The following is a 20,852-nucleotide window of genomic DNA, read 5'->3' as shown; positions in this document are numbered from 1 at the left end:
AAACTCTTATGAAAAAATCTTTTATAAAAAAAATATTCTCTTTTAACAAATCTAAAGATCAGGAAATGGAACAAATTTCTATTCTTGATAAAAACGATATAATAGAAGAAAATGAAGACAAAAATGAAAGGGCAAAAAACGGTCAAATCTCTACAGATGCAGAACAAGAAGAAAAAGCAGAAAATCAAAAGTTAAGATCTGTAGAATGTGATGAAAAATTCCAATCTTTAGAGTCGCATTCTGATAAAGCCCCCCTTTCTGGTAAAATTCCCCCTTATGGCAAAATTCTTGTCACAAACACCATTTGTGAAAAAAAGAATGAAGAAACTTTATCTGAACCCTCTGTTGAACAAAAAAAGACAGCGTGGTTTGGACGCCTTAGAAAAGGTCTAGCCCTTTCTTCACAACGCCTAAGCGGATCAATCAGCGATCTTTTTGTTAAAAGAAAACTTGATGAAGAGACATTGCAAGAGCTCGAAGATATTCTTATTCAAGCTGACCTCGGTCTAGAGACAGCAACACGCATCACAAATACTTTGGCTTCCAGTCGTTATGGAAAAGATCTCTCCTCAGATGACATTCACACAATTGTCGCTGATGAGATCAAAAAAGTTCTGGAACCTGTTGCCATGCCATTAGAACTTGATCTAAGTCATAAGCCTCATGTTATTTTGCTGGTAGGTGTAAATGGTACTGGAAAAACGACAACAATTGGAAAAATTGCAGCCAAATTAACTGAAGGAGGACTAAACATTATGCTTGCTGCTGGTGATACTTTCCGAGCCGCAGCGATTGAACAATTGCATATTTGGGGTAAACGTACCGATTCTCCTGTTATTTCAACCAAATTGGGTGCAGATGCCGCAAGTTTAGCCTTTGATGCTTTTGAAAAAGCAAAAAAAGCAAACAGTGATGTATTAATTATTGATACGGCCGGGCGTTTACAAAATAAATCTGAATTGATGGATGAGTTGGCAAAGATTATTCGTGTTTTAAGAAAACACTCCCCCCAAGCGCCCCATACAATCCTTCAAACGCTTGATGCAACAACCGGACAAAATGCACTCAGCCAAGTGGAGATTTTCCGTGATATTGCTGGTGTTAATGGTTTGGTCATGACAAAGCTAGATGGGACTGCACGAGGAGGAATTCTTGTCGCTATCGCAGCAAAATATAAATTACCCATTTATTTTATCGGTGTAGGAGAGAATATTGAAGACCTTCAACCCTTTTCTGCTTCTGACTTTGCCGAAACTATCGTAGGAAAACATGTATGAAACAACCTTTATCTAACCCTAGTTCACACAATAATTCTGAGAAAAATATGAATAATAATAAAAAAACTTCCCTCTCCCCAACACTTAAGTTTCTCTTAGAAATGGGACCATTGGTCGCCTTCTTTTTTGCCAATTATAAGGGAGAATGGTTGATAAAAAAAATTGAATTTTTTCAAAATTTTAGTAAACCCATTTTCCCTGCAACAGCTATTTTTATGGTAGCGATTATTATTTCTCTAAGCTTATCATGGATCCTTGCAAGACAAATTCCTATTATGCCTCTTATTTCGGGAATATTTGTTCTCGTTTTTGGCTTTTTAACGCTCTGGCTTCATAATGAAACTTTCATAAAGATGAAACCAACAATCATTAACAGCTTATTTGCTTTTATACTTTTTGGTGGAATGTTTTTTAAAAAACCACTTTTACGTTATGCTCTTGACTCTACCTTAAAACTTGATGATTTAGGCTGGCAAAAACTCACCTATCGTTGGGCGTTTTTTTTCGTTTTTCTTGCCCTTTTGAATGAAATCATTTGGCGTAATTTTAGCGATAATTTTTGGACGAGTTTCAAAGTATTTGGCGTCATGCCTATAACAGTTCTTTTCATGCTTACCCAAATGCCTCTTATACTAAAACACTCACAAGGGCTTTTTACAGAAGAGGATAAATCTAATTCTTAAACAAATTCACGACGACAGATTACTTTACGTATTTATTGATAGATATACTGTTCAGGAGAAAAAACATGTTGATTGAGCAGTTTGTTTGTAGAAAAGATAATTTTGGTGTACTCATTCATGATGAAAAAAGCGGTATGACAGCCGCAATGGATGCTCCTGAAAGCAAAGCAATTCACAATGTTTTAAAGCGTCGTAATTGGGAACTTCACACTATTTTTGTGACTCACCATCATTATGATCATGTAGAAGCCGTAGCAGAATTAAAACAAGTGTACAACGCTACGGTTATCGGACCAGAAGCAGAAAAAGAAAAAATTCATCATCTCGATCAAACACTTCAACCTGATGAGAAACTTCTCTTTGGTTCTCACATACTTTTAGCTCTCTCAACACCTGGCCATACTTTAGGAGCATTATCCTATTATTTTCTTGAAAAAAAATTACTCTTTGCTGGAGATACACTTTTTTCACTTGGCTGTGGGCGTCTATTTGAGGGAACAGCAGTACAAATGCTAAATTCTCTAAAAAAACTTCGTCAACTTCCTGATGAAACACTTCTCTATTGTGGACATGAATACACAAAAAATAATGCTCTTTTTGCATTGACACTTGATCCACATAATCCAAAACTTCAACAAAGAGCAGAAGAAGTTTTTTCATTACGCGCAAAAAATGCCATGACTCTCCCTGTCACTTTAGGACAAGAAAAAGCAACAAACCCCTTTCTTCGCTGGGATAATCAAGCAATCAGAAAAAATCTTTCAATGAAAGACTCTACAGATGAAGAAGTTTTTGCAGAAATTCGAAAAAGAAAAGATAATTTTTAGTCATGTTTAAACTTGCATTGTGCTTTTTCTTTTTTTTCCCTTTTGTATCATATGCTCAAGATACAAGACAGAATACTGATGATTCTTTTTTTATATCACCTGTCATCGGCAATTATCCCTTAACAGAAACTTTTCTTTTAAAGTTAGAAAAAATTGAACAAGAATGTAAAAATTTACTTCCAAAAACAAAAAATGATCCTATCACTTATCATTCTAATGTTCACTCTAATATTGAAAATTACACTGCCTATATTTCTAGTAAACCAAAAATCGTGAGTATTTTAAAAGAAAATAATCTCACACCTAAAGAGTTCGCTGCTGGAACCTTAACACTTGAAAGAATATCAATGCGTCTTGTATTTCTACCCGAAAAGGAATATTCACCTGAGAAGCCTGTTATATCTCTAAACAATTTTGAATTTGTTAAGAAACATTTTTACAAAATAACGAATCTTTTAGGGAGTTGTGAAGAACTGATTCTGAGAAACTAATCAATTATGAAACGACAAAAAATATCATTTCATTACTATAATTGGTCAAGATATTGATTTATAATGATAATTAACTATTTTACATATCAAATAAGGAGCACGAATATCGTAAGATTCTCTTATTTCTAAGTTTTCTCATGTTAAATCAATCAAAACCATCTGCTTGTACCTTACAGCGGGAAGAGGGACATGTGGAGTGAAGCTCTACAATAAAAATACCTTTTATGAATTGTCTTAAGTATCAAAGACTTTAGTACCACCTTGGGAGTTAGCAAACTGTGTAATGATGCAGCTTGTTTCTTGATAAGCCAAAAAATAGAGGTACTCTGTAATTTTATATTCTTAGTGAGGCTTTATAATTACACCACTCACGGGGCACCATCACGAAATGAACTTGGAAGCGTTGAAAGATGTATTTTAAAAACAAGTAAAAACAAGCGTGTGAATTAACAACCCAATGACGTTCTATTCTTCGTGAGAGGCATGACCCTATTAAAAATCATCATATTTTACCATTCTGAATAACTATCTTCTGGTTATATTCAAATGACTTTTCCTAAAAATAAAGAGCAACAGATGAAAAAGTCTTTATTGAAATTCAAAAAAGAAGAATATTTTTTAATTATGTTTAAGTTTGCATTGTACTTTCTTTTCCTTTTTCCTTTTGCATTACATGCTCAAGACAAAAAGCAAAAAACAAATAATCCCTCTCTTATATCATCTCCTGTTGCAAACTACCCCTTAACAGAAGATCTTCTTTTAAAGTTAGAGAAAATTGAAAAAGAATGTAAAACTTTACCTCCAAAACAGCAAAATACAAAGAATAATCCTACCACTTATGATGATCACATTGAAGGATATATCACTTATATTTCTAGTAAAAGAGGACTCGTAAATATTTTAAGAGAAAATAATTTTACACCCAAAGATTTTGTTGTTGCCCACCTAACACTTCAAGCAACACTGAATATGCTCACAAATGAAGAAATTTCTACTTATGAACAAAACGTTGTACTTTCCAGTAATATAGAATTTGCTAAAGAGCATATGTATAGAATAATCAAAATTTTAAAAGGGAATTGTTAAGAAAACTCTTTTTAAAATAATTGATTAACTTTGTAAACGACGGCAAATTTCATCTAATTGTTCTAGTGAAGAATAATGTATTTTTAAATCACCACCTTTTTTACCATGACGAATAATAACTTTCATTCCAATGACATCTGCAAGTAATTTTTCTAAAGATTTTGTTTCTGCATCTTTTTCCATAGCAGTACGTTTTTTAGTCTTAGGATTTGCCTGCTCATATGCAAGTATTTCTGTTTGACGTACCGAAAGCCCTTCACGGATAATTTTTTCAGCTAAATCTTGTGGATTATCAACAGTTATAAGACACCGTGCATGTCCCGCAGAAAGTTGCCCATCTGTTAGAAGTTGTTGTACTTTTTCTGGAAGTTTTAACAAACGAAGTGTATTTGCAACATGACTACGACTTTTTCCGATAACTTGCGCTAAATCGACTTGTGTATAATCATGTTCATTCAACAGCATCTCATATCCTTTTGCTTCTTCGATAGGATTAAGATCAGCCCGCTGAACATTTTCAATAATAGCCAATTCCAAAGCAGTTTTATCATCCACATCACGGACAATAACGGGCAATTGACTTAAATTTGCACGTTGTGCTGCACGCCAACGCCGTTCACCTGCGATCAATTCAAACCGATGAGAATGACCTTTTAAGGGTCTTACAATAACAGGCTGAACCACACCGTGCTGACGAATTGATTGTGCTAAATTATCAAGCTCTGTTTCAGTAAAATGACGTCGCGGATTGTGAGGATTACATGAAATAGATTCAAGAGGAACAAATCGTTCGGAAATGCTACTGGATTCAGTCAATTTATCAAAACTTGATGAACGTGCAAGATTGTTGTTTAAATTGATATCTCCAATCAATGCTGCTAATCCACGTCCTAGTCTTTTTTTTGAGAGATCATCATTCATAATTTTTCTCTTTGAATTTTTAGTTTTTTTATATTTCTAAGCAGCAGCACGTGCTTGTTTTTCACGTTGTATCATTTCTGATGCTAGACGCAAATAAGCTTGGCTTCCAGCACATTTGAGATCATAAAGCAATACAGGTTTACCAAAAGAGGGTGCTTCTGATACTCTTACATTTCGTGGAATAACAGTACGATAAACTTTATCTCCCATAAAAGAGCGTACATCTTCAACAACTTGATTTGAAAGATTATTACGTCCATCATACATTGTCAGAACGATACCTTGGATTTCTAGAGATGGATTAAGAACAGATCGTACTTGTTTTACTGTTTCAAGCAATTGACTTAAACCTTCAAGCGCTAAAAATTCACATTGCATAGGTACCAAAACAGAATCGGCAGCCCCCATAGCATTCAATGTAAGAAGATTAAGTGATGGTGGACAATCAATTAAAATATAATTGAATTTTTTTTCCATTTCCGGATCATCATAGAGAGCTTTACGTAAACGTTGGATACGATCTTGTGATGAAGAAATTTCCATCTCCACACCTAAAAGATCAAGTGTAGAAGGAACTATATGAAGATTGGGTACGGCTGTTTTTAAAGCTGCTTGTGTAATTGAAACTCCTGAAACCAGAACATCATAAGACGATAAAGGACGGCTATTACGATCAATTCCTAAGCCTGTACTAGCATTACCTTGTGGATCAACATCCATAATAAGAACATTTTCACCAATGGCTGCTAAAGCCGTTGCAAGATTAATTGCTGTGGTTGTTTTTCCGACTCCACCCTTTTGGTTTGCAATAGCGATAATTCGTGTTTCGCTCATTTTGCTTTACCCTCTATATGATCGAATATGAGAAATTTCTAAAATAACAGAATTTTCATCAACTTTACTTTTATGTTTTAACAGATCAAAGCGCCAATTGGCAGAGGCATTTTTTATTTCTGTAGCGTAATCCCGACCTTTTTGCAAAAGAGCGATTGTTTTTTCTGTTAATAAAGGAAAAATAAGCTGTAAAAGCTCATTGAGCGGCGCTAGTCCCCGTGCCGTTATAATATCGGATATGGGAATTTTTTGATAGATATCTTCAATTCTAGCATGATAAACCGTTGCAGGAAGATTAAGTTGAGCAATAACTGTTCGCAAAAAAGCAACTTTTTTTCCATTACTTTCAACAAGATTAATATGTCCTGATCTTTTTTCTTTCAGAAAGATAGCAATCACAATTGCGGGAAAACCTCCTCCTGATCCTAGATCACACCACTGCAAAGAATGACTACACAAAGGAAAAATTTGTGCTGAATCTAAAACATGCCGTTTCCATAAATCTGGTATTGTTGTAGCAGATATCAAATTAATGTGTGCATTCCATTGAAGTATTAAAGACTCAAACTGAATTAAATTTTCCATCGTTTCACGTGAAACAGAAGGAATAATATCTAACAGTTGCTTGTACTTTTGTTCTATAGAAGAATCCATTAAGCTGTTTTAGCCTTTTCACGTCGTTGACGTTGAATATACGTAATAATAAGGGATAACGCGGCGGGTGTCATACCATCAATTTTTTGTGCATCAGCAATTGAACGCGGCGACACTTCTTGAATTTTTGATTTAAGTTCGTTTGAAAGACCTGAAATTGCCTGAATATCAAGAGATGAAGGAATTTCCAAACGCTCATCTCTCTGAAGAGAGGCAATATCTTGTGCTTGTTTATCTAAATAAACCGCATATTGTGCTTCAATTTCTAAAGATTCTACCGTTTTAGAATCAATTGTTCGTAATTGTGGCCAAAAATGTGAAAGACGCTCTAAAGTCATATGAGGATAAGCAAGAAAATCATAAGCCGAACGCCGAATTCCATCATGATTCACGTGTAATCCATGAGCAGAAGCTTCATTAGGTGTTAAAAAGAGATTTTTGCATATTGATCGTGCTTGATCAAGCCGTTGTTTCTTTTTCTTATAACAATCCCAACGTACTTTACTGACAATACCCCATTCTTGGGCCAAAGGTGTTAAACGCGTATCAGCATTATCAGACCGTAAAGATAAACGAAATTCAGCACGTGATGTAAACATTCTATAAGGTTCACAAACACCTCGTGAAACCAAATCATCAACCATAACACCAATATAAGAGATAGAACGACTTATAAGTATTTCATCTAATTTTCCAACTTTACGTGCCGCATTTAATCCTGCTAAAAGTCCTTGTGCTGCAGCTTCCTCATATCCTGTTGTACCATTAATTTGTCCCGCTAAAAACAATCCTGGTAAAGAGCGTAATTCTAAGCTTTTTGTTAATTGTTGTGGATTAACAAAATCATACTCAATAGCATAACCAGACTGTAAAACTGTAGCATTTTCCAATCCTTCAATGGTTTTCAAGAAGGAAATTTGTACATCTTCAGGAAGAGAAGTAGAAAGACCATTTGGATAGACCGTATCATCATTTAATCCTTCTGGTTCCAGGAAAATCTGATGTCCATCACGTTCCCCAAATTTAACAATTTTATCTTCAACTGAGGGACAATAACGAGGTCCTAATCCTTCAATATTTCCAGAATATAAAGCAGAAAGATGGATATTATCACGAATAATTTGATGTGTTTGCGCATTTGTACGTGTTATTGCACATTCAATTTGTGGCTGTTCAACTTTTTCTGTTAAAAGAGAAAAAGGAACAGGATTTTCATCTGCTTGTTGTTTTGGAAGGCGATACCAATCTATTGTTTTTTTACTCAAACGAGCAGGGGTTCCAGTTTTTAATCGCCCAAGTTTTATATGATAATTTTTCAAACGTTCAGCAAGTTTCACACTTGATGGATCTCCCATGCGACCAGCAGCCCATGTTTTATCACCAATATGAATAAAGCCATTTAAAAATGTCCCTGTTGTTAAAACAACAGCGCCGGAAAAAATTGTTCCTTGTCTTTTTAAAATAACACCTGATACACTATGATCTTTAACAACCAAATCAATAACTTCATCTTCAATGAGCGTCAGATTTTCTTGTTCTTTTAAAAGTTTTTGAATGGCTTCTTTATAGAGTTGTCTATCAGCTTGTGCCCGTGGACCTCTCACTGCTGGTCCCTTACGTCGATTAAGGAGTCTAAACTGAATTCCAGCAGCATCTGCTGCTCTTCCCATGAGACCATCTAACGCATCTATTTCACGTACTAAATGCCCTTTCCCAAGTCCCCCAATAGCAGGATTACACGACATTGTTCCCAGTGCTGATATTTTATGTGTCACAAGTGCTGTACGTGCACCTACACGCGCTGAAGCTGAAGCTGCTTCACAGCCTGCATGACCACCACCAACAATGATAACATCATATGATTGCATTTAATTCATTCCATAGAGAATAGTTCTAAGGTTTCACGTGAAACAGGATATAAATTACATAATCTTTTAAATCTGTCTATGAAATAATCAATGTTTCACGTGAATCATTATTTACCAACACAAAACTCTGAAAAAATAATATCAAGTAAATCTTCAACATCAATATCTCCCGTAATTCTTCCAAGAAAATCACTTGCACGACGGAGATGTTCTGCGCGTAAACTGAGATCAAGAGAATGATAATTGAGAGAATTTTCAATCTCCTTAACAGCTTCCTTTAATAATTGAAGTTGTCTTTTACGCGCCGGAACAAGATTGCCAACTTCAGAAGCACGATGATGACAAAATGATTCAAGTTCTTTGATAAAACAATCAAAATTTAAACCAGTTAATGCAGAAAATTGTATAGACCAGCATGGATCATTTTTCTCATAAAGATCAAGCTTATTACCAACACGCCATATTTCAGCCGATGTTTCTGGTAAATCAACTTGCTTAGGATTTCCCATATCATAAACTAAAATAACCAAATCAGCTTCTCTCACATGCTGTTTAGCAACTTCTATTCCTAATTGTTCTATTTTATTTTCTGTTTTTCTAAAACCAGCAGTATCCGTTAAAAAAATAGGTAAACCACCAAGAGTAAGTCTCATTTCTAAAGCATCACGAGTCGTTCCAGCTTCTTCCGTCACAATAGCAACAGATCTTCCTGCAAGACGATTCATAATGCTTGATTTCCCAGAATTAGGAGCCCCCGCAATAACAATTTTTAATCCATCACGTAAAATACTCGCACGTTCTCCTTCACGAATATGTTCTCGAAGAGAAGTACAAAGATCTTCTACATCTTTCCAAATTTTATCGGATATTGCATCAGGAATATCTGCTTCATCAGCAAAATCAAGTTCTGCTTCAATAAAAGCACGCGCCTTTGTAAGCTTATGACGCCAATCACGATAAAGTGTTGTTAAATGTCCACTTGTCCCCATAACCGCTAAACGCCGTTGGCTTTCCGTTTCTGCTTCTATTAAATCAGCAAGACCTTCTGCTTGAACAAGATCTAATTTTCCCTCCATAAATGCACGACGTGAAAATTCACCCGCCTCTGCAATACGGCATCCAGAAAATGTCGATAATTCATCGAGAAAACGATTAACAACTGCTTTTCCGCCATGTAAATGGAATTCTGCACAATCTTCTCCCGTAAAACTATGAGGAGCAGGAAAAAAAACAGTTAAAGCAGAATCTAAAAAACTACCATCACGAGCAATGAGATTTCCATAATGCATAAAGCGTGCTTTAGGTAAACAACCACACAGTGTTTTAACGATATGCACAACATGAGGACCAGAAAGCCGAATGACTGCAACCCCTGAAGGTAACAATCCACTCGAAACAGCAAAGATTGTATCCACAGGTTTTTTCCTAATAAAAACTTTAATGTCTCTAGGTATTCATTGAATCAAAAAATTCACTATTGTTTTTTGTTTGCTTTAATTTATCAATCAAAAACTCAATTGCATCTGTTACATTCATAGGCGCTAAAATACGACGAAGAACAAAAATTTTATGCAAATCTTGTCGTGCGACTAAAAGTTCTTCTTTACGCGTTCCTGACTTCAAAATGTCCATAGCAGGGAAAATACGCTTATCAGCAACTTTTCGATCAAGAACGATTTCCGAGTTACCAGTTCCTTTAAATTCTTCAAAAATAACCTCATCCATACGGCTACCTGTATCAATCAAAGCCGTTGCAATGATGGTTAAAGATCCACCTTCCTCAATATTACGTGCAGCACCAAAAAAACGTTTTGGGCGCTGCAAGGCATTTGCATCCACCCCACCTGTCAAAACCTTACCTGAAGAAGGAACAACCGTATTATATGCACGACCTAAACGTGTAATAGAATCCAGAAGAATAACAACATCACGTCCATATTCAACGAGGCGTTTGGCTTTTTCAATGACCATTTCTGCTACTTGTACGTGACGTATTGCAGGTTCATCAAAAGTAGAAGAAACAACCTCTCCTTTTACTGACCGCTGCATATCAGTAACCTCTTCTGGTCGTTCATCAATCAAAAGAACAATAAGATAACATTCGGGATGATTAGTGGTAATAGAATGAGCAATATTTTGCAATAAAACTGTTTTTCCCGTCCGAGGTGGCGCGACAATTAATCCTCTTTGTCCTTTTCCCAATGGAGATATCAGATCAATTACACGCGATGACATATCCTTCTCTGTAGGATCTTGTATTTCCATTTGGAAGCGTTCATTTGAATAAAGAGGCGTAAGATTATCAAAGTGAATTTTGTAGCGAATCTTCTCAGGTTTTTCGAAATTAATTGTATTAATTTTAAGAAGAGCAAAATAACGCTCCCCTTCTTTTGGGCTCCGTATAGGACCTTCAATGGTATCACCTGTTTTTAAAGAAAAAGACTGAATTTGTGAAGGTGAAAGATAAATATCATCAGGTCCAGGAAGATAGTTAGCGTCAGCAGACCGCAAAAATCCAAATCCGTCTTGTAAAACTTCAACAACACCTTCTCCTATAATTTCTACATCTTGTAGAGCAAGTTTTTTCAAAATAGCAAACATTAATTCTTGTTTGCGCATAAGGGAAGCATTTTCAACTTCCAATGTTTCAGCAAAAGAAACAAGTTCAACGGGATTTTTGCTTTTAAGTTCTTGTAGTTTCATTTTTTGCATGAAGTATGCTCTTTATAATTAAGGAGAGAATTACCCTAAACAATTTTGGAGATTTTATAGAATGAAATATTTATAAGAAAAAAATATTTTACACTCAATTTTTTCAATCTGCAAGTGCCATTTATATGAAATTTATTCGTGTAATATTAAGAAATTATGTAAAAAATTTGAAAAAATATAAAATCCGAATAGTATTTAATTATTTCATAATAAAAATATGAACTTAACCTATAGCATCAATGAAATATCATTCAAAAGCATTTTTCCAAAACTTTTTATTAATAAATTTATATTAAGAGAGGATTCTTTTTATTTAAAGCTGTGTTTAGTGTGAATTATTATTTATGCTTTATTTATCCTCAATTTTATCCACAAAAGAAAAGAAAAAAAGAATAAAAATAACACTATCTTAAAGCTATTATCCCCTCTTTTTTCTTATAAGAGGACTTCGATTATCACAAGGGTTTAATTTGTGCATAATAATGGAAAAATTTTCCTAAATTTTAGTTTTATAAAAATTTCTGAAGATATATACACATGTCTTAACAAGGAGTTAAAATTTTTGTGACAAAAGAAAAAAAATCCTTTCATTTACACATGCTTTCTGATGCAACGGGGGAAACATTAATCTCTGTTGGAAGAGCTGTAGCATCGCAGTATACCATGATTCAGGCAACAGAGCATATCTATCCTATGATTCGTAATAAAGTACAGTTACAAAAAGCTCTTGATGAAATACAACAAGAGCCAGGTATTGTTCTTTACACAATAATTGATGAAGAACTTAAACTTCTTCTTCAAAAAAAATGCGAAAAAATAAAAGTTCCCTGTATTGATATATTATACCCTGTTTTAAATGCTTTTCAGTCTTACCTTGGGATGCCAACACACTTACGTGCGAGTGCACAACATGATCTTAATGCAGATTATTTTCGTCGTATTGAGGCACTCGATTTTACGATAGAGCATGATGACGGACAGTCTTCCAGTAGCTTGTCTGAAGCAGATGTAATTCTTGTAGGAATTTCAAGAACCTCTAAAACACCAACAAGTATCTATTTAGCAAATCGCGGAATCAAAACGGCCAATGTCCCCCTTATTCCTAATATTGATTTGCCAGAATCCCTTTTAGAGGCAAAAAGTTCTTTGATTATTGGTTTAATTGCTTCAGCTGAAAGAATCTCACATATTCGCCAAAATCGAGAGTTGGGAGAAGGTTTTGCTCTTGAGAGTTATACGAATCGTATTAACATAGCTGAAGAATTAATCTATGCAAAACGCATTTGCGAACGTTTTGGTTGGCCTATTATTGATGTCACAAGGCGCTCTATTGAAGAAACTGCTGCTGCAATATTTGAACTTTTATCACGATTTCGTGAAGGAAAATGAGAGAAAATTCTTATGAACGCAGAGACATTAATATTAGCATCTCTTAGTTCTTATCGTGCACAATTATTGAAAAAAGCAGGTTTAAATTTTTTCATTGAGGGAGCTTCTTTTGATGAAAGAGAAGTAGAAAAAAAAGCAAAAGAAAAAACACTCAAAGAACTCAGCTGTTTTCTTGCGAGTGCAAAAGCAAAAAATGTTTCAGATCGTTTTCCTAATGCTTTCGTTATTGGTTGTGATCAAGTGCTTGATTTGGAAGGTCAAGTTTTTCATAAAGCAACAAATATTAAGGAAGCACATCAACGTTTATGTGATTTATCAGGAAAAACGCATTCTCTTCATAGTGCAGTAGCTTTATTTAAAAATGGACAAAAAATTTGGGTTGAAGCTTTTAGTGCCCATATGTCCGTACGTTTACTTTCATCAAAATTTATTGAACGTTATTTAGCGCGCGTAGGAAAAGATGTTCTAAACAGTGTGGGAGTCTATCAAATTGAAGGGGAAGGGATTCATCTCTTTGAAAAAATTGATGGAGATTTTTTTACCATTGTTGGTTTACCTTTGCTACCTCTACTCGTAAAATTACGTCATTTAGGAATTATTGATGGTTGACTTAACAATAGAAAAAATAAATTATCCCCGTGCTTTTGTTGTTGGTTTTCCTATTCATCATTCAAAATCGCCAAGAATTCATAATTTTTGGCTTAAACAATATGGTTTACAAGGGGAATATCTTGCACAGGAAGTAACCTCTGAAAAATTCAGTTATTTTATTACTTCTTTACAAAAAATGGGCTTTTGTGGAGGAAATGTTACTTTACCGCATAAACAAGAAGCCTTTCGTTTAGCAGATTATAAAGATGAGAGAGCAACAATGATTGGTGCTGCTAATACACTTTGGTATGAAGGAGATAAACTTTGTGCCACAAATAGTGATGCCTATGGTTTTAGCGCTAATCTTGATGATTTTGCATCTGATTGGGGAGGGGAAACAGCTCTTGTATTTGGAGCAGGTGGCGCTGCACGCGCTATCCTATATGCTTTAAAAAAACGGGGATTTGAGCAGATTTATTTAGTTAACCGTACAAAACAACGCGCTGATGATTTAGCCCAACATTTTGGAAAAACCATTAAAGTCTACGATTGGCATAAAATCGATGAAATACTTTATCAAGCTGATTTAATTGTTAATACAACTTCTATTAGCATAAAAAAAACTGAAGAAAAAAGTGATTCTTTTTTTTGTGATTTTCATAAGGCAAAAAAAACGGCATTAGTAACAGATATTGTTTATACACCATTGATAACCCCTTTTTTACAACGGGCAAAAGCTTGTGGTCTAAAAACTGTTGATGGGTTTGGGATGCTTCTACATCAGGCTGTTATAGGTTTTGAACGGTGGTTTGGAATAAGACCACAAGTAACAAAAGCTTTACGGACAGCTATTTTAGAGGATATGAGTGAAGAGAGAGAATGAAGATCATAGGATTGACGGGATCAATTGCTATGGGAAAATCAACAGTTGCTGATTTTTTTAAGCAAGCGGGTATTTCTGTTTTTAGTGCTGATGAGGCAGTACAACAGCTTTATAAAAGCGAGCCAGCTTTATCTCGCATAGAGCGTATTTTTCCTGGTGTTGTTGAAAATGGTGAAGTTAATCGTTTGAAACTTTCTGAAATTTTGATTGACGATAAGGAAAAATTACAAACATTAGAAAAAATAATTCACCCTTTGGTGCAAGAAAAAGAAAAAGAATTTATTAACACAGCGCGCCACCAGGGGGAAAAATTAGTTATTCTTGATATTCCACTTCTGTTTGAAAAAAATGGTGAAAGTCGTGTGGATGGCGTTATTGTTGTTTCTGCTCCACCAGCAATACAAAAAGAACGTGTAATGATTCGACAAGGTATGAATGAGAAAAAATTTGCCTTTATCAATGCTCAACAAATGCCGGATGAAAAAAAACGAGAGCGTGCTGATTTTATAATTGATACAGGGAAAGATCTAGAGAATACACGTCAACAAGTTTTTGATGTAATAAGAAAATTGCTGAAGAATTAAAATCATGCGGGAAATTATTTTTGATACAGAAACAACAGGTTTAGATAAAGAGAAAGATCGCATAATCGAAATTGGTTGTGTAGAAATGGTTGATCGTTATCTTACGGGGCGCCAATTTCACGTTTATTTAAACCCTGAAGGCGTTATTATTCCTGATGAAGTTGTAGCAATTCATGGATTAACCAATGAACGCCTAAAAAACGAGAAAAGTTTTAGTGATATTGTTGATGAATTTTTAGGATTTATCAATGGTGCGACCATGATTGCGCACAATGCGAGTTTTGATATAGGTTTTATTAATGCAGAATTAAAACGTGTCAATAAGCCGCTTATCAGTGTTGATAATATTCTTGATACATTGGCTATGGCACGGCGTAAATTTCCTATGGGCCCTAATTCTCTTGATATTTTATGCAAACGTTTTGGAATTGATAACAGTCATCGTGTTCTTCATGGTGCTCTCCTTGATGCAGAGATTTTGGCCGATGTTTATATTGAACTGATTGGTGGAAAACAGGGCGTATTGGGTTTTGATAACAAAAGGAATGTTGATGAACATACCCAAAATGAGAAAGATACGTCTTATGCAGTTAAATTTCGTCCACAAGCTTTACCTTCAAGATTGAGTGCACAAGAAAAAAGGTTGCACGCTGATTTTATCAATAAAATGGGTGAAAAAGCTCTGTGGAATAATTTCAAAATTCATGAATAACATCTCTATCTTTTCTCTAAAAAAGTTACTTAAGATTAAAAATAAAAAATACAGATGCCAAAAAAAACGGTCGTTGTGGGGAGGGGAACACCACAACGACCTTGTCGCTACATCGTACCTCAGCTATCATAGGAGGAGCAAAATGAAAGCTATTAATCCTGTAACAGCAAAGAAAAGCTCTAGGTACGTAATATAAAGTGCAACGACTTCATGTCTTATGAAAAGAAAAAATGGCTTTTTAGAGGCAAGATGAAAAAAATTAAAATAAAAGTGAAAAAAATATATAAGGGTAATGTGTTTTTTTAGCTGAAATGGAGAGATAAAATTGTCATGAAAGCGACAGATCATCTTTTGTTGGTTGACGGATCGGGCTATGTTTTTCGTGCTTACTATGCTTTACCGCCTTTAAAACGTAAAAAGGATGGACTTCCTGTAGGAGCAGTAGCTGGTTTTTGTAATATGTTATGGAAATTACTCTGTGACGCTCGTAACACAGCGACTGGTATTGTTCCAACACACTTTGCTGTTATTTTTGATTATTCATCTGATACTTTTCGAAAACAAATTTACCCTCAGTATAAAGCGAATCGCATTGAGCCTCCCGAAGATTTAATTCCTCAATTCGCGTTAATACGCCAAGCAACAAAGGCTTTTAATTTGCCTTGTATTGAAAAGGAAGGCTTTGAAGCGGATGATTTGATAGCAACCTATGCACAATTGGCAACAAAGGTTGGTGCAAAAACGACCATTATATCTTCTGATAAGGATCTTATGCAACTCGTCAATAAGCATGTATCCTTGTATGATGGAATGAAAGACAAGCATATAGGCATCTCAGAAGTTATAGAAAAATGGGGTGTTACCCCTGAAAAGATGATCGATTTACAAGCGTTAATTGGAGATTCGACGGATAACGTACCGGGTATTCCAGGTATTGGACCAAAAACTGCTGCTCAGTTGTTAAATCAGTTTGGTTCTCTTGATCTTTTGTTGCAACGTGTGACTGAAATTAAACAAACAAAACGACGTGAAAACATACAAGCGTATAGTGAACAGGTTAAAATTTCTCGTGAACTTGTTAGGCTTAAAACAGATGTTCCTATAGACAGTGATTTAGATGATTTTATTTTAGAGCCACAAGATGGACCACGCTTAATTGCTTTTTTGAAAGCGATGGAATTTTCAACATTAACGCGTCGTGTGGCAGAGACGACAGCATGCGATGCAGCTGTTATTGATGCACTTGATGTAGATGTTGAATGGGAAAAACAGAATTATGGGCATGATTCTGATATCAAAAATATTGAGAAAGCATCTCTTCATAATTTTTCTGAAAATTCTCCACAAGTTTTTGCACAACAACGTAAAGATCAAGCAATAACTCAAAAAATTACAAGAGATACTTATACAACAATTCTTGATGAGGAAATTTTAAAAGAGTGGTTATCACAAGCACAAGAACAGGGTTTTTTTGCTTTTGATACTGAGACAACATCTCTTGATCCAATGCAAGCAAAGCTTGTTGGTTTTTCACTCGCATTACAGCCAGAAAAAGCAGCCTATATACCTCTTGAACATTTTGATGAAGGAGAGGAGGACCTTTTGAGGGGTGGGCGCATTGCCTCGCAGATTGAAACCCGAAAAGCTTTAGCACTTTTAAAACCGCTATTAGAAGATTCAGCAGTGTTAAAAATTGGTCAGAATATAAAGTATGATTGGTTGGTGATGAAGCAATACGACATTGTAATACGTTCTTTTGATGACACTATGCTTTTGTCATATGCTTTGGATGCTGGAACTTTAACCCATAATATGGATGATTTATCTGAACGTTGGCTTGGACATAAACCAATTGCCTATAAAGATTTAACACATAACGGAAAAAAAATTACTTCTTTTGCACAAGTAGATTTAAAACAAGCAACCCTTTATGCAGCGGAAGATGCCGATATAACGCTACGCCTTTGGCAAGTATTGAAACCGCAACTTGTCGCTCGGGGTATGACAAAAATTTATGAGCGTCTTGATCGACCTCTTGTAGAAGTTCTTGCAAGAATGGAAGAACGTGGGATTCTTATTGATCGGCAGATTTTATTGCGTCTTTCAGGAGAATTGGCACAAGCTGCTTTGATTTTAGAAGAGGAAATTTACAAACAAGCTGATGAAAAATTTAATCTTGCTTCGCCAAAGCAATTAGGGGATATTCTTTTTGGCAAAATGGGATTGCCTGGAGGTGCTAAGACCAAGGGCGGACAATGGTCAACTTCTGCACAGACCTTAGAAGAGTTGTCTGCTGAAGGTCATATTTTACCGCGTAAAATTATTGAGTGGCGTCAACTTGCAAAACTAAAATCTACCTATGCCGATGCTTTGCCTTCTTATATTTTACCAAAAACAGGGCGTGTTCATACGAATTATTCTTTGGCAATAACATCAACAGGGCGATTATCATCATCAGAGCCAAATTTGCAAAATATTCCAGTACGAACTGCTGAAGGACGTAAAATTCGAACAGCTTTTATTGCTCGAAAAGGCCATGTTTTGCTTTCTGCTGATTACAGTCAGATTGAATTACGCATTCTTGCACATATTGCTGATATCAAAGCATTAAAAGAAGCTTTTGCTAAAGGACATGATATTCACGCTATAACGGCATCACAAATGTTTGGCGTTGCGATAGAGGGAATGCATTCGGATATACGACGGCGTGCAAAAGCGATTAATTTTGGTATTATTTATGGTATTTCAGCTTTTGGATTAGCCAATCAATTAGGAATTTCACGCCAAGAAGCAGGTCGTTATATTCAACTTTATTTTGAAAGATTTTCAGGAATTAAAGATTATATGGAAAAGACCAAAAGCTTTGCGCGTGAGAATGGTTATGTAGAAACAATTTTTGGGCGTCGTATCCATTATCCAGAAATAAAAGCAAAGAATGTAAAAATTCGTTCTCTTAATGAGCGAGCAGCTATCAATGCGCCAATTCAAGGCTCTGCGGCCGATATTATTCGCCGTGCTATGATACAGATGGAAGATGCTTTAAAAGAAAAAAATCTATCAGCAAAAATGTTGCTGCAAGTGCACGATGAACTGATTTTTGAAGTATCAGAAGAAGAGAGTAAAAAAACCATGGCTGTTGTTAAAAATGTCATGGAAAATGCTACAATGCCGGTTTTATCTTTGTCTGTACCCCTTGAAGTGAAAGTAATGATGGCTCAAAATTGGGATGAGGCACATTAACCTTTTTCATTTATTTTTAAGGATGTTCATTGCATTGGAAAGATTAAGATAGGCTTTGATCGGCAAATGATCTGAGGCAATGCGCGCAAGTGGTGAATGGTGGTTTTCAAGATTTGTTACCAATTGGTGAGGAAAGGCAAAAACGCGATCAAGGGCTAAGAAAGGAAAGCGAGAGGGAAAGCTTGGTACAACTTCAAGTGTGCTATCAAAATAGGGGTAAAAATGATTTAAAGATGAGCCTTTTCCCAGCCGCCATTCATTAAAATCTCCCATGAGGAGTGTAGGCATAAGGGAGCGTTTTTGCAAGATTGCAAGGAGCATTTTTGTTTGTTGTTTACGAGAATAACGCAGTAAGCTAAAATGAGCCGCGATAATACGAATAGGGCCTGCTGCCATTTCTAATTCTACAATGATAGCTCCACGTGGTTCAATACCGGGAAGAGTGATTTGTAAAGTGTCGCGTACATATCCCTTTCGCAAAAAAAGCGCGTTCCCATGCCAACCATGACCATGAGGTGACATAGTATTGAGAGGCACAGGGATCAAGCCGGTCTCAGCTTTTAACAGCTGAAGATTAATCAAACCAATGCGTTCCCCAAAACGTTTATCTGCTTCTTGAAGAGCAAGGATATCAACTTGTAATTCAGTAATAACACGAACAATCCGTGTAGGATTAAAAATTTTATCAACACCTACACATTTATGCACATTATAGGAGGCAACGGTCAGATCATAATGATTATTTGGGTTGAGGATATTTGATTGATGATGAGAGCGGCTATAGATTGCCTTTAAAAGAGAGTTATGGAGCTTTTGTTGGATAAAGTCGCTAAACTTAGGGAATTTTTGCTTGTAAGGTATTTTTGTCATTTTGCGAAAAGAATAGTCCCTAAGAGGCAAAGGGTAAAAACTTACACTAAAAACAAAAGAACCTTGTTTCTTTTAGAAACAAGGTTCTTTCATTAAGCGATGATTTTTGCAATCAATCACGGTTTGAGCCAAGAAATTGTAGCAAGAAAACAAACATATTGATGAAATCAAGATAAAGACTCAATGCACCCATAATAACTTTACGTCCTCTGGTGTCGCCTTCATCTCCTTCATAATACATTAACTTAATGTTCTGAGTATCGTAAGCTGTTAAACCCGCAAAGATAAAAACACCAATAACGGAGATAGCAAATTGCAAAGCACTTGATCCAAGAAAAATGTTCACGATCATAGAAAGAAACAAACCGATCAATCCCATGAATAAGAACGAACCAATTGCTGTAAGATCACGCTTTGTTGTGTATCCATAAAGTGAAAGAGCTCCAAAAGTTGCAGCGGAAATGACAAAGGTTTGTACAATACTTTCTGTCGTATAACGCAAAACGATAGAAGACAATGAAAGCCCAATCAGAGCGGCATAACCAAAAAAGAGGCTACGAGCAGCATTTGTGCTCAATGTATTAATTTTAAAACTGAGAAATAAAACGGCAACGAGTGGTGCAAACATAACAATATAAGAAAATGGAGATGTATAAAATGTTACTCCAAATGATGTTAAATAAACACTGCTATTGATCTGAGCTGCTGCTTGGCTCATATCTGTTGTCGTTGCTAATGATACAATTGCATAAGCGGCAACAGCTGTAATAAGCAAACCAATGGCCATTGTATTATAGACACCCAACATATAGTCGCGCAATCCCTGATCAATTGATGCATCAGCATGAGAAGCAGGCGCTGAACGTAAATTTTTAAAATTAGCCATAATATAAAATCCTTTAGCATATGTCCCGTCAGATATTGACTTTTTTAAAAGTGTCTCTCTCATTACAGAGATAAACCTCGTATAAGCCTTAAATTAGCAAATACAAAAACCTTTCAGAATCACTGACGGAATTCCAGCATATTCCCCTTTATTATGGAGATTTATTTAAAAATTACAAGAGATTTATCTAAGCAAGGAACCTTACAAATTGGTAAGGAAAAGGTTCATTTTTATGAAAAATATTTCCGTTTTTTTTACCATATTTTTGCAAGATAAAAAGACGATACTAGAAGCTTTTTATTATTCACAGGAACCCTATAATTCCCATCTACAAAATATCTATC

Annotated in this window: 19 protein-coding genes; 11 read left to right on the top strand and 8 right to left on the bottom strand. The window is 35.4% G+C overall.

Annotated elements, in window-relative coordinates:
* Positions 1 to 8: 8 nt before the first annotated feature.
* The 5 genes from ftsY to PVV57_RS00745 all read left to right on the top strand — a co-directional run bounded on the left by ftsY (position 9) and on the right by PVV57_RS00745 (position 4,364).
* Entirely contained in the window at positions 9 to 1,277 is a 1,269-nt protein-coding gene (gene ftsY / locus PVV57_RS00765) for a signal recognition particle-docking protein FtsY (RefSeq protein WP_273717406.1), read from the top strand.
* Positions 1,274 to 1,960 carry a septation protein A gene (locus PVV57_RS00760; RefSeq protein ID WP_273717407.1) on the top strand — a complete coding sequence of 229 codons (687 nt, stop codon included), beginning with the start codon at positions 1,274 to 1,276 and terminating at the stop codon, positions 1,958 to 1,960. The genes ftsY and PVV57_RS00760 overlap by 4 nt, the downstream gene beginning before the upstream one ends.
* Before the next feature lie 65 nt (positions 1,961 to 2,025).
* Positions 2,026 to 2,787: a hydroxyacylglutathione hydrolase gene (gene gloB, locus PVV57_RS00755; protein ID WP_273717408.1), complete on the top strand. Its 762-nt coding sequence runs from the start codon at positions 2,026 to 2,028 to the stop codon at positions 2,785 to 2,787.
* A gap of 2 nt (positions 2,788 to 2,789) precedes the next feature.
* A complete protein-coding gene (locus PVV57_RS00750; protein WP_273717409.1) occupies positions 2,790 to 3,278 on the top strand; it encodes a hypothetical protein in 489 nt (162 codons plus the stop codon).
* A 576-nt stretch (positions 3,279 to 3,854) separates the two neighbouring features.
* Positions 3,855 to 4,364 carry a hypothetical protein gene (locus PVV57_RS00745; RefSeq protein ID WP_273783248.1) on the top strand — a complete coding sequence of 170 codons (510 nt, stop codon included), beginning with the start codon at positions 3,855 to 3,857 and terminating at the stop codon, positions 4,362 to 4,364.
* A gap of 24 nt (positions 4,365 to 4,388) precedes the next feature.
* Here PVV57_RS00745 and PVV57_RS00740 read toward each other — a convergent pair whose 3' ends face one another.
* From PVV57_RS00740 to rho, 6 genes are all read right to left on the bottom strand, one after another.
* On the bottom strand, positions 4,389 to 5,285 hold the full coding sequence (locus PVV57_RS00740; RefSeq protein WP_273717411.1) for a ParB/RepB/Spo0J family partition protein: 897 nt from the start codon (positions 5,283 to 5,285) through the stop codon (positions 4,389 to 4,391).
* 36 nt (positions 5,286 to 5,321) lie between these two features.
* A complete protein-coding gene (locus tag PVV57_RS00735) occupies positions 5,322 to 6,119 on the bottom strand; it encodes a ParA family protein (protein WP_012232630.1) in 798 nt (265 codons plus the stop codon).
* A 6-nt stretch (positions 6,120 to 6,125) separates the two neighbouring features.
* On the bottom strand, positions 6,126 to 6,773 hold the full coding sequence (rsmG, locus tag PVV57_RS00730; protein WP_273783247.1) for a 16S rRNA (guanine(527)-N(7))-methyltransferase RsmG: 648 nt from the start codon (positions 6,771 to 6,773) through the stop codon (positions 6,126 to 6,128).
* Positions 6,773 to 8,641 carry a tRNA uridine-5-carboxymethylaminomethyl(34) synthesis enzyme MnmG gene (mnmG, locus tag PVV57_RS00725; protein WP_273783246.1) on the bottom strand — a complete coding sequence of 623 codons (1,869 nt, stop codon included), beginning with the start codon at positions 8,639 to 8,641 and terminating at the stop codon, positions 6,773 to 6,775. The genes rsmG and mnmG overlap by 1 nt, the downstream gene beginning before the upstream one ends.
* Before the next feature lie 107 nt (positions 8,642 to 8,748).
* Positions 8,749 to 10,056 (bottom strand): tRNA uridine-5-carboxymethylaminomethyl(34) synthesis GTPase MnmE, encoded by a 1,308-nt coding sequence (gene mnmE, locus PVV57_RS00720; protein WP_273783245.1) that lies wholly within the window; start codon positions 10,054 to 10,056, stop codon positions 8,749 to 8,751.
* Positions 10,057 to 10,087: 31 nt separating this feature from the next.
* Positions 10,088 to 11,353: a transcription termination factor Rho gene (rho, locus tag PVV57_RS00715; protein ID WP_005774324.1), complete on the bottom strand. Its 1,266-nt coding sequence runs from the start codon at positions 11,351 to 11,353 to the stop codon at positions 10,088 to 10,090.
* Between the two features lie 564 nt (positions 11,354 to 11,917).
* On the opposite strand from rho, the gene PVV57_RS00710 reads away from it, so the two are divergent.
* From PVV57_RS00710 to polA, 6 genes are all read left to right on the top strand, one after another.
* Positions 11,918 to 12,742, top strand: a complete 825-nt coding sequence (locus PVV57_RS00710; RefSeq protein WP_273717415.1) for a pyruvate, water dikinase regulatory protein — start codon at positions 11,918 to 11,920, stop codon at positions 12,740 to 12,742.
* 12 nt (positions 12,743 to 12,754) lie between these two features.
* Positions 12,755 to 13,351, top strand: a complete 597-nt coding sequence (locus PVV57_RS00705; protein WP_273717416.1) for a Maf family nucleotide pyrophosphatase — start codon at positions 12,755 to 12,757, stop codon at positions 13,349 to 13,351.
* On the top strand, positions 13,344 to 14,216 hold the full coding sequence (locus PVV57_RS00700) for a shikimate dehydrogenase (protein WP_273717417.1): 873 nt from the start codon (positions 13,344 to 13,346) through the stop codon (positions 14,214 to 14,216). The genes PVV57_RS00705 and PVV57_RS00700 overlap by 8 nt, the downstream gene beginning before the upstream one ends.
* Entirely contained in the window at positions 14,213 to 14,800 is a 588-nt protein-coding gene (gene coaE / locus PVV57_RS00695) for a dephospho-CoA kinase (protein ID WP_273717418.1), read from the top strand. Before PVV57_RS00700 ends, coaE begins: the two co-directional genes overlap by 4 nt.
* A gap of 4 nt (positions 14,801 to 14,804) precedes the next feature.
* Entirely contained in the window at positions 14,805 to 15,512 is a 708-nt protein-coding gene (gene dnaQ, locus PVV57_RS00690) for a DNA polymerase III subunit epsilon (protein ID WP_273783244.1), read from the top strand.
* A 330-nt stretch (positions 15,513 to 15,842) separates the two neighbouring features.
* Entirely contained in the window at positions 15,843 to 18,752 is a 2,910-nt protein-coding gene (gene polA / locus PVV57_RS00685) for a DNA polymerase I (RefSeq protein WP_273783242.1), read from the top strand.
* 6 nt (positions 18,753 to 18,758) lie between these two features.
* On the opposite strand, the gene PVV57_RS00680 is transcribed toward polA, so the two are convergent.
* Complete coding sequence (locus PVV57_RS00680) at positions 18,759 to 19,622, bottom strand: endonuclease/exonuclease/phosphatase family protein (protein WP_273717421.1); 864 nt, start codon at positions 19,620 to 19,622, stop codon at positions 18,759 to 18,761.
* A 112-nt stretch (positions 19,623 to 19,734) separates the two neighbouring features.
* Entirely contained in the window at positions 19,735 to 20,508 is a 774-nt protein-coding gene (locus tag PVV57_RS00675) for a Bax inhibitor-1/YccA family protein (RefSeq protein WP_273717422.1), read from the bottom strand.
* Positions 20,509 to 20,852: the final 344 nt, after the last annotated feature.

Origin of the sequence: Bartonella sp. AU15XJBT, assembly GCF_028618615.1 — a bacterium.
Classification (GTDB): Bacteria; Pseudomonadota; Alphaproteobacteria; order Rhizobiales; family Rhizobiaceae; genus Bartonella.
The sequence above is the reverse complement of the archived record's forward strand: the minus strand, read 5'-3'. Positions and strand labels throughout refer to the sequence as shown.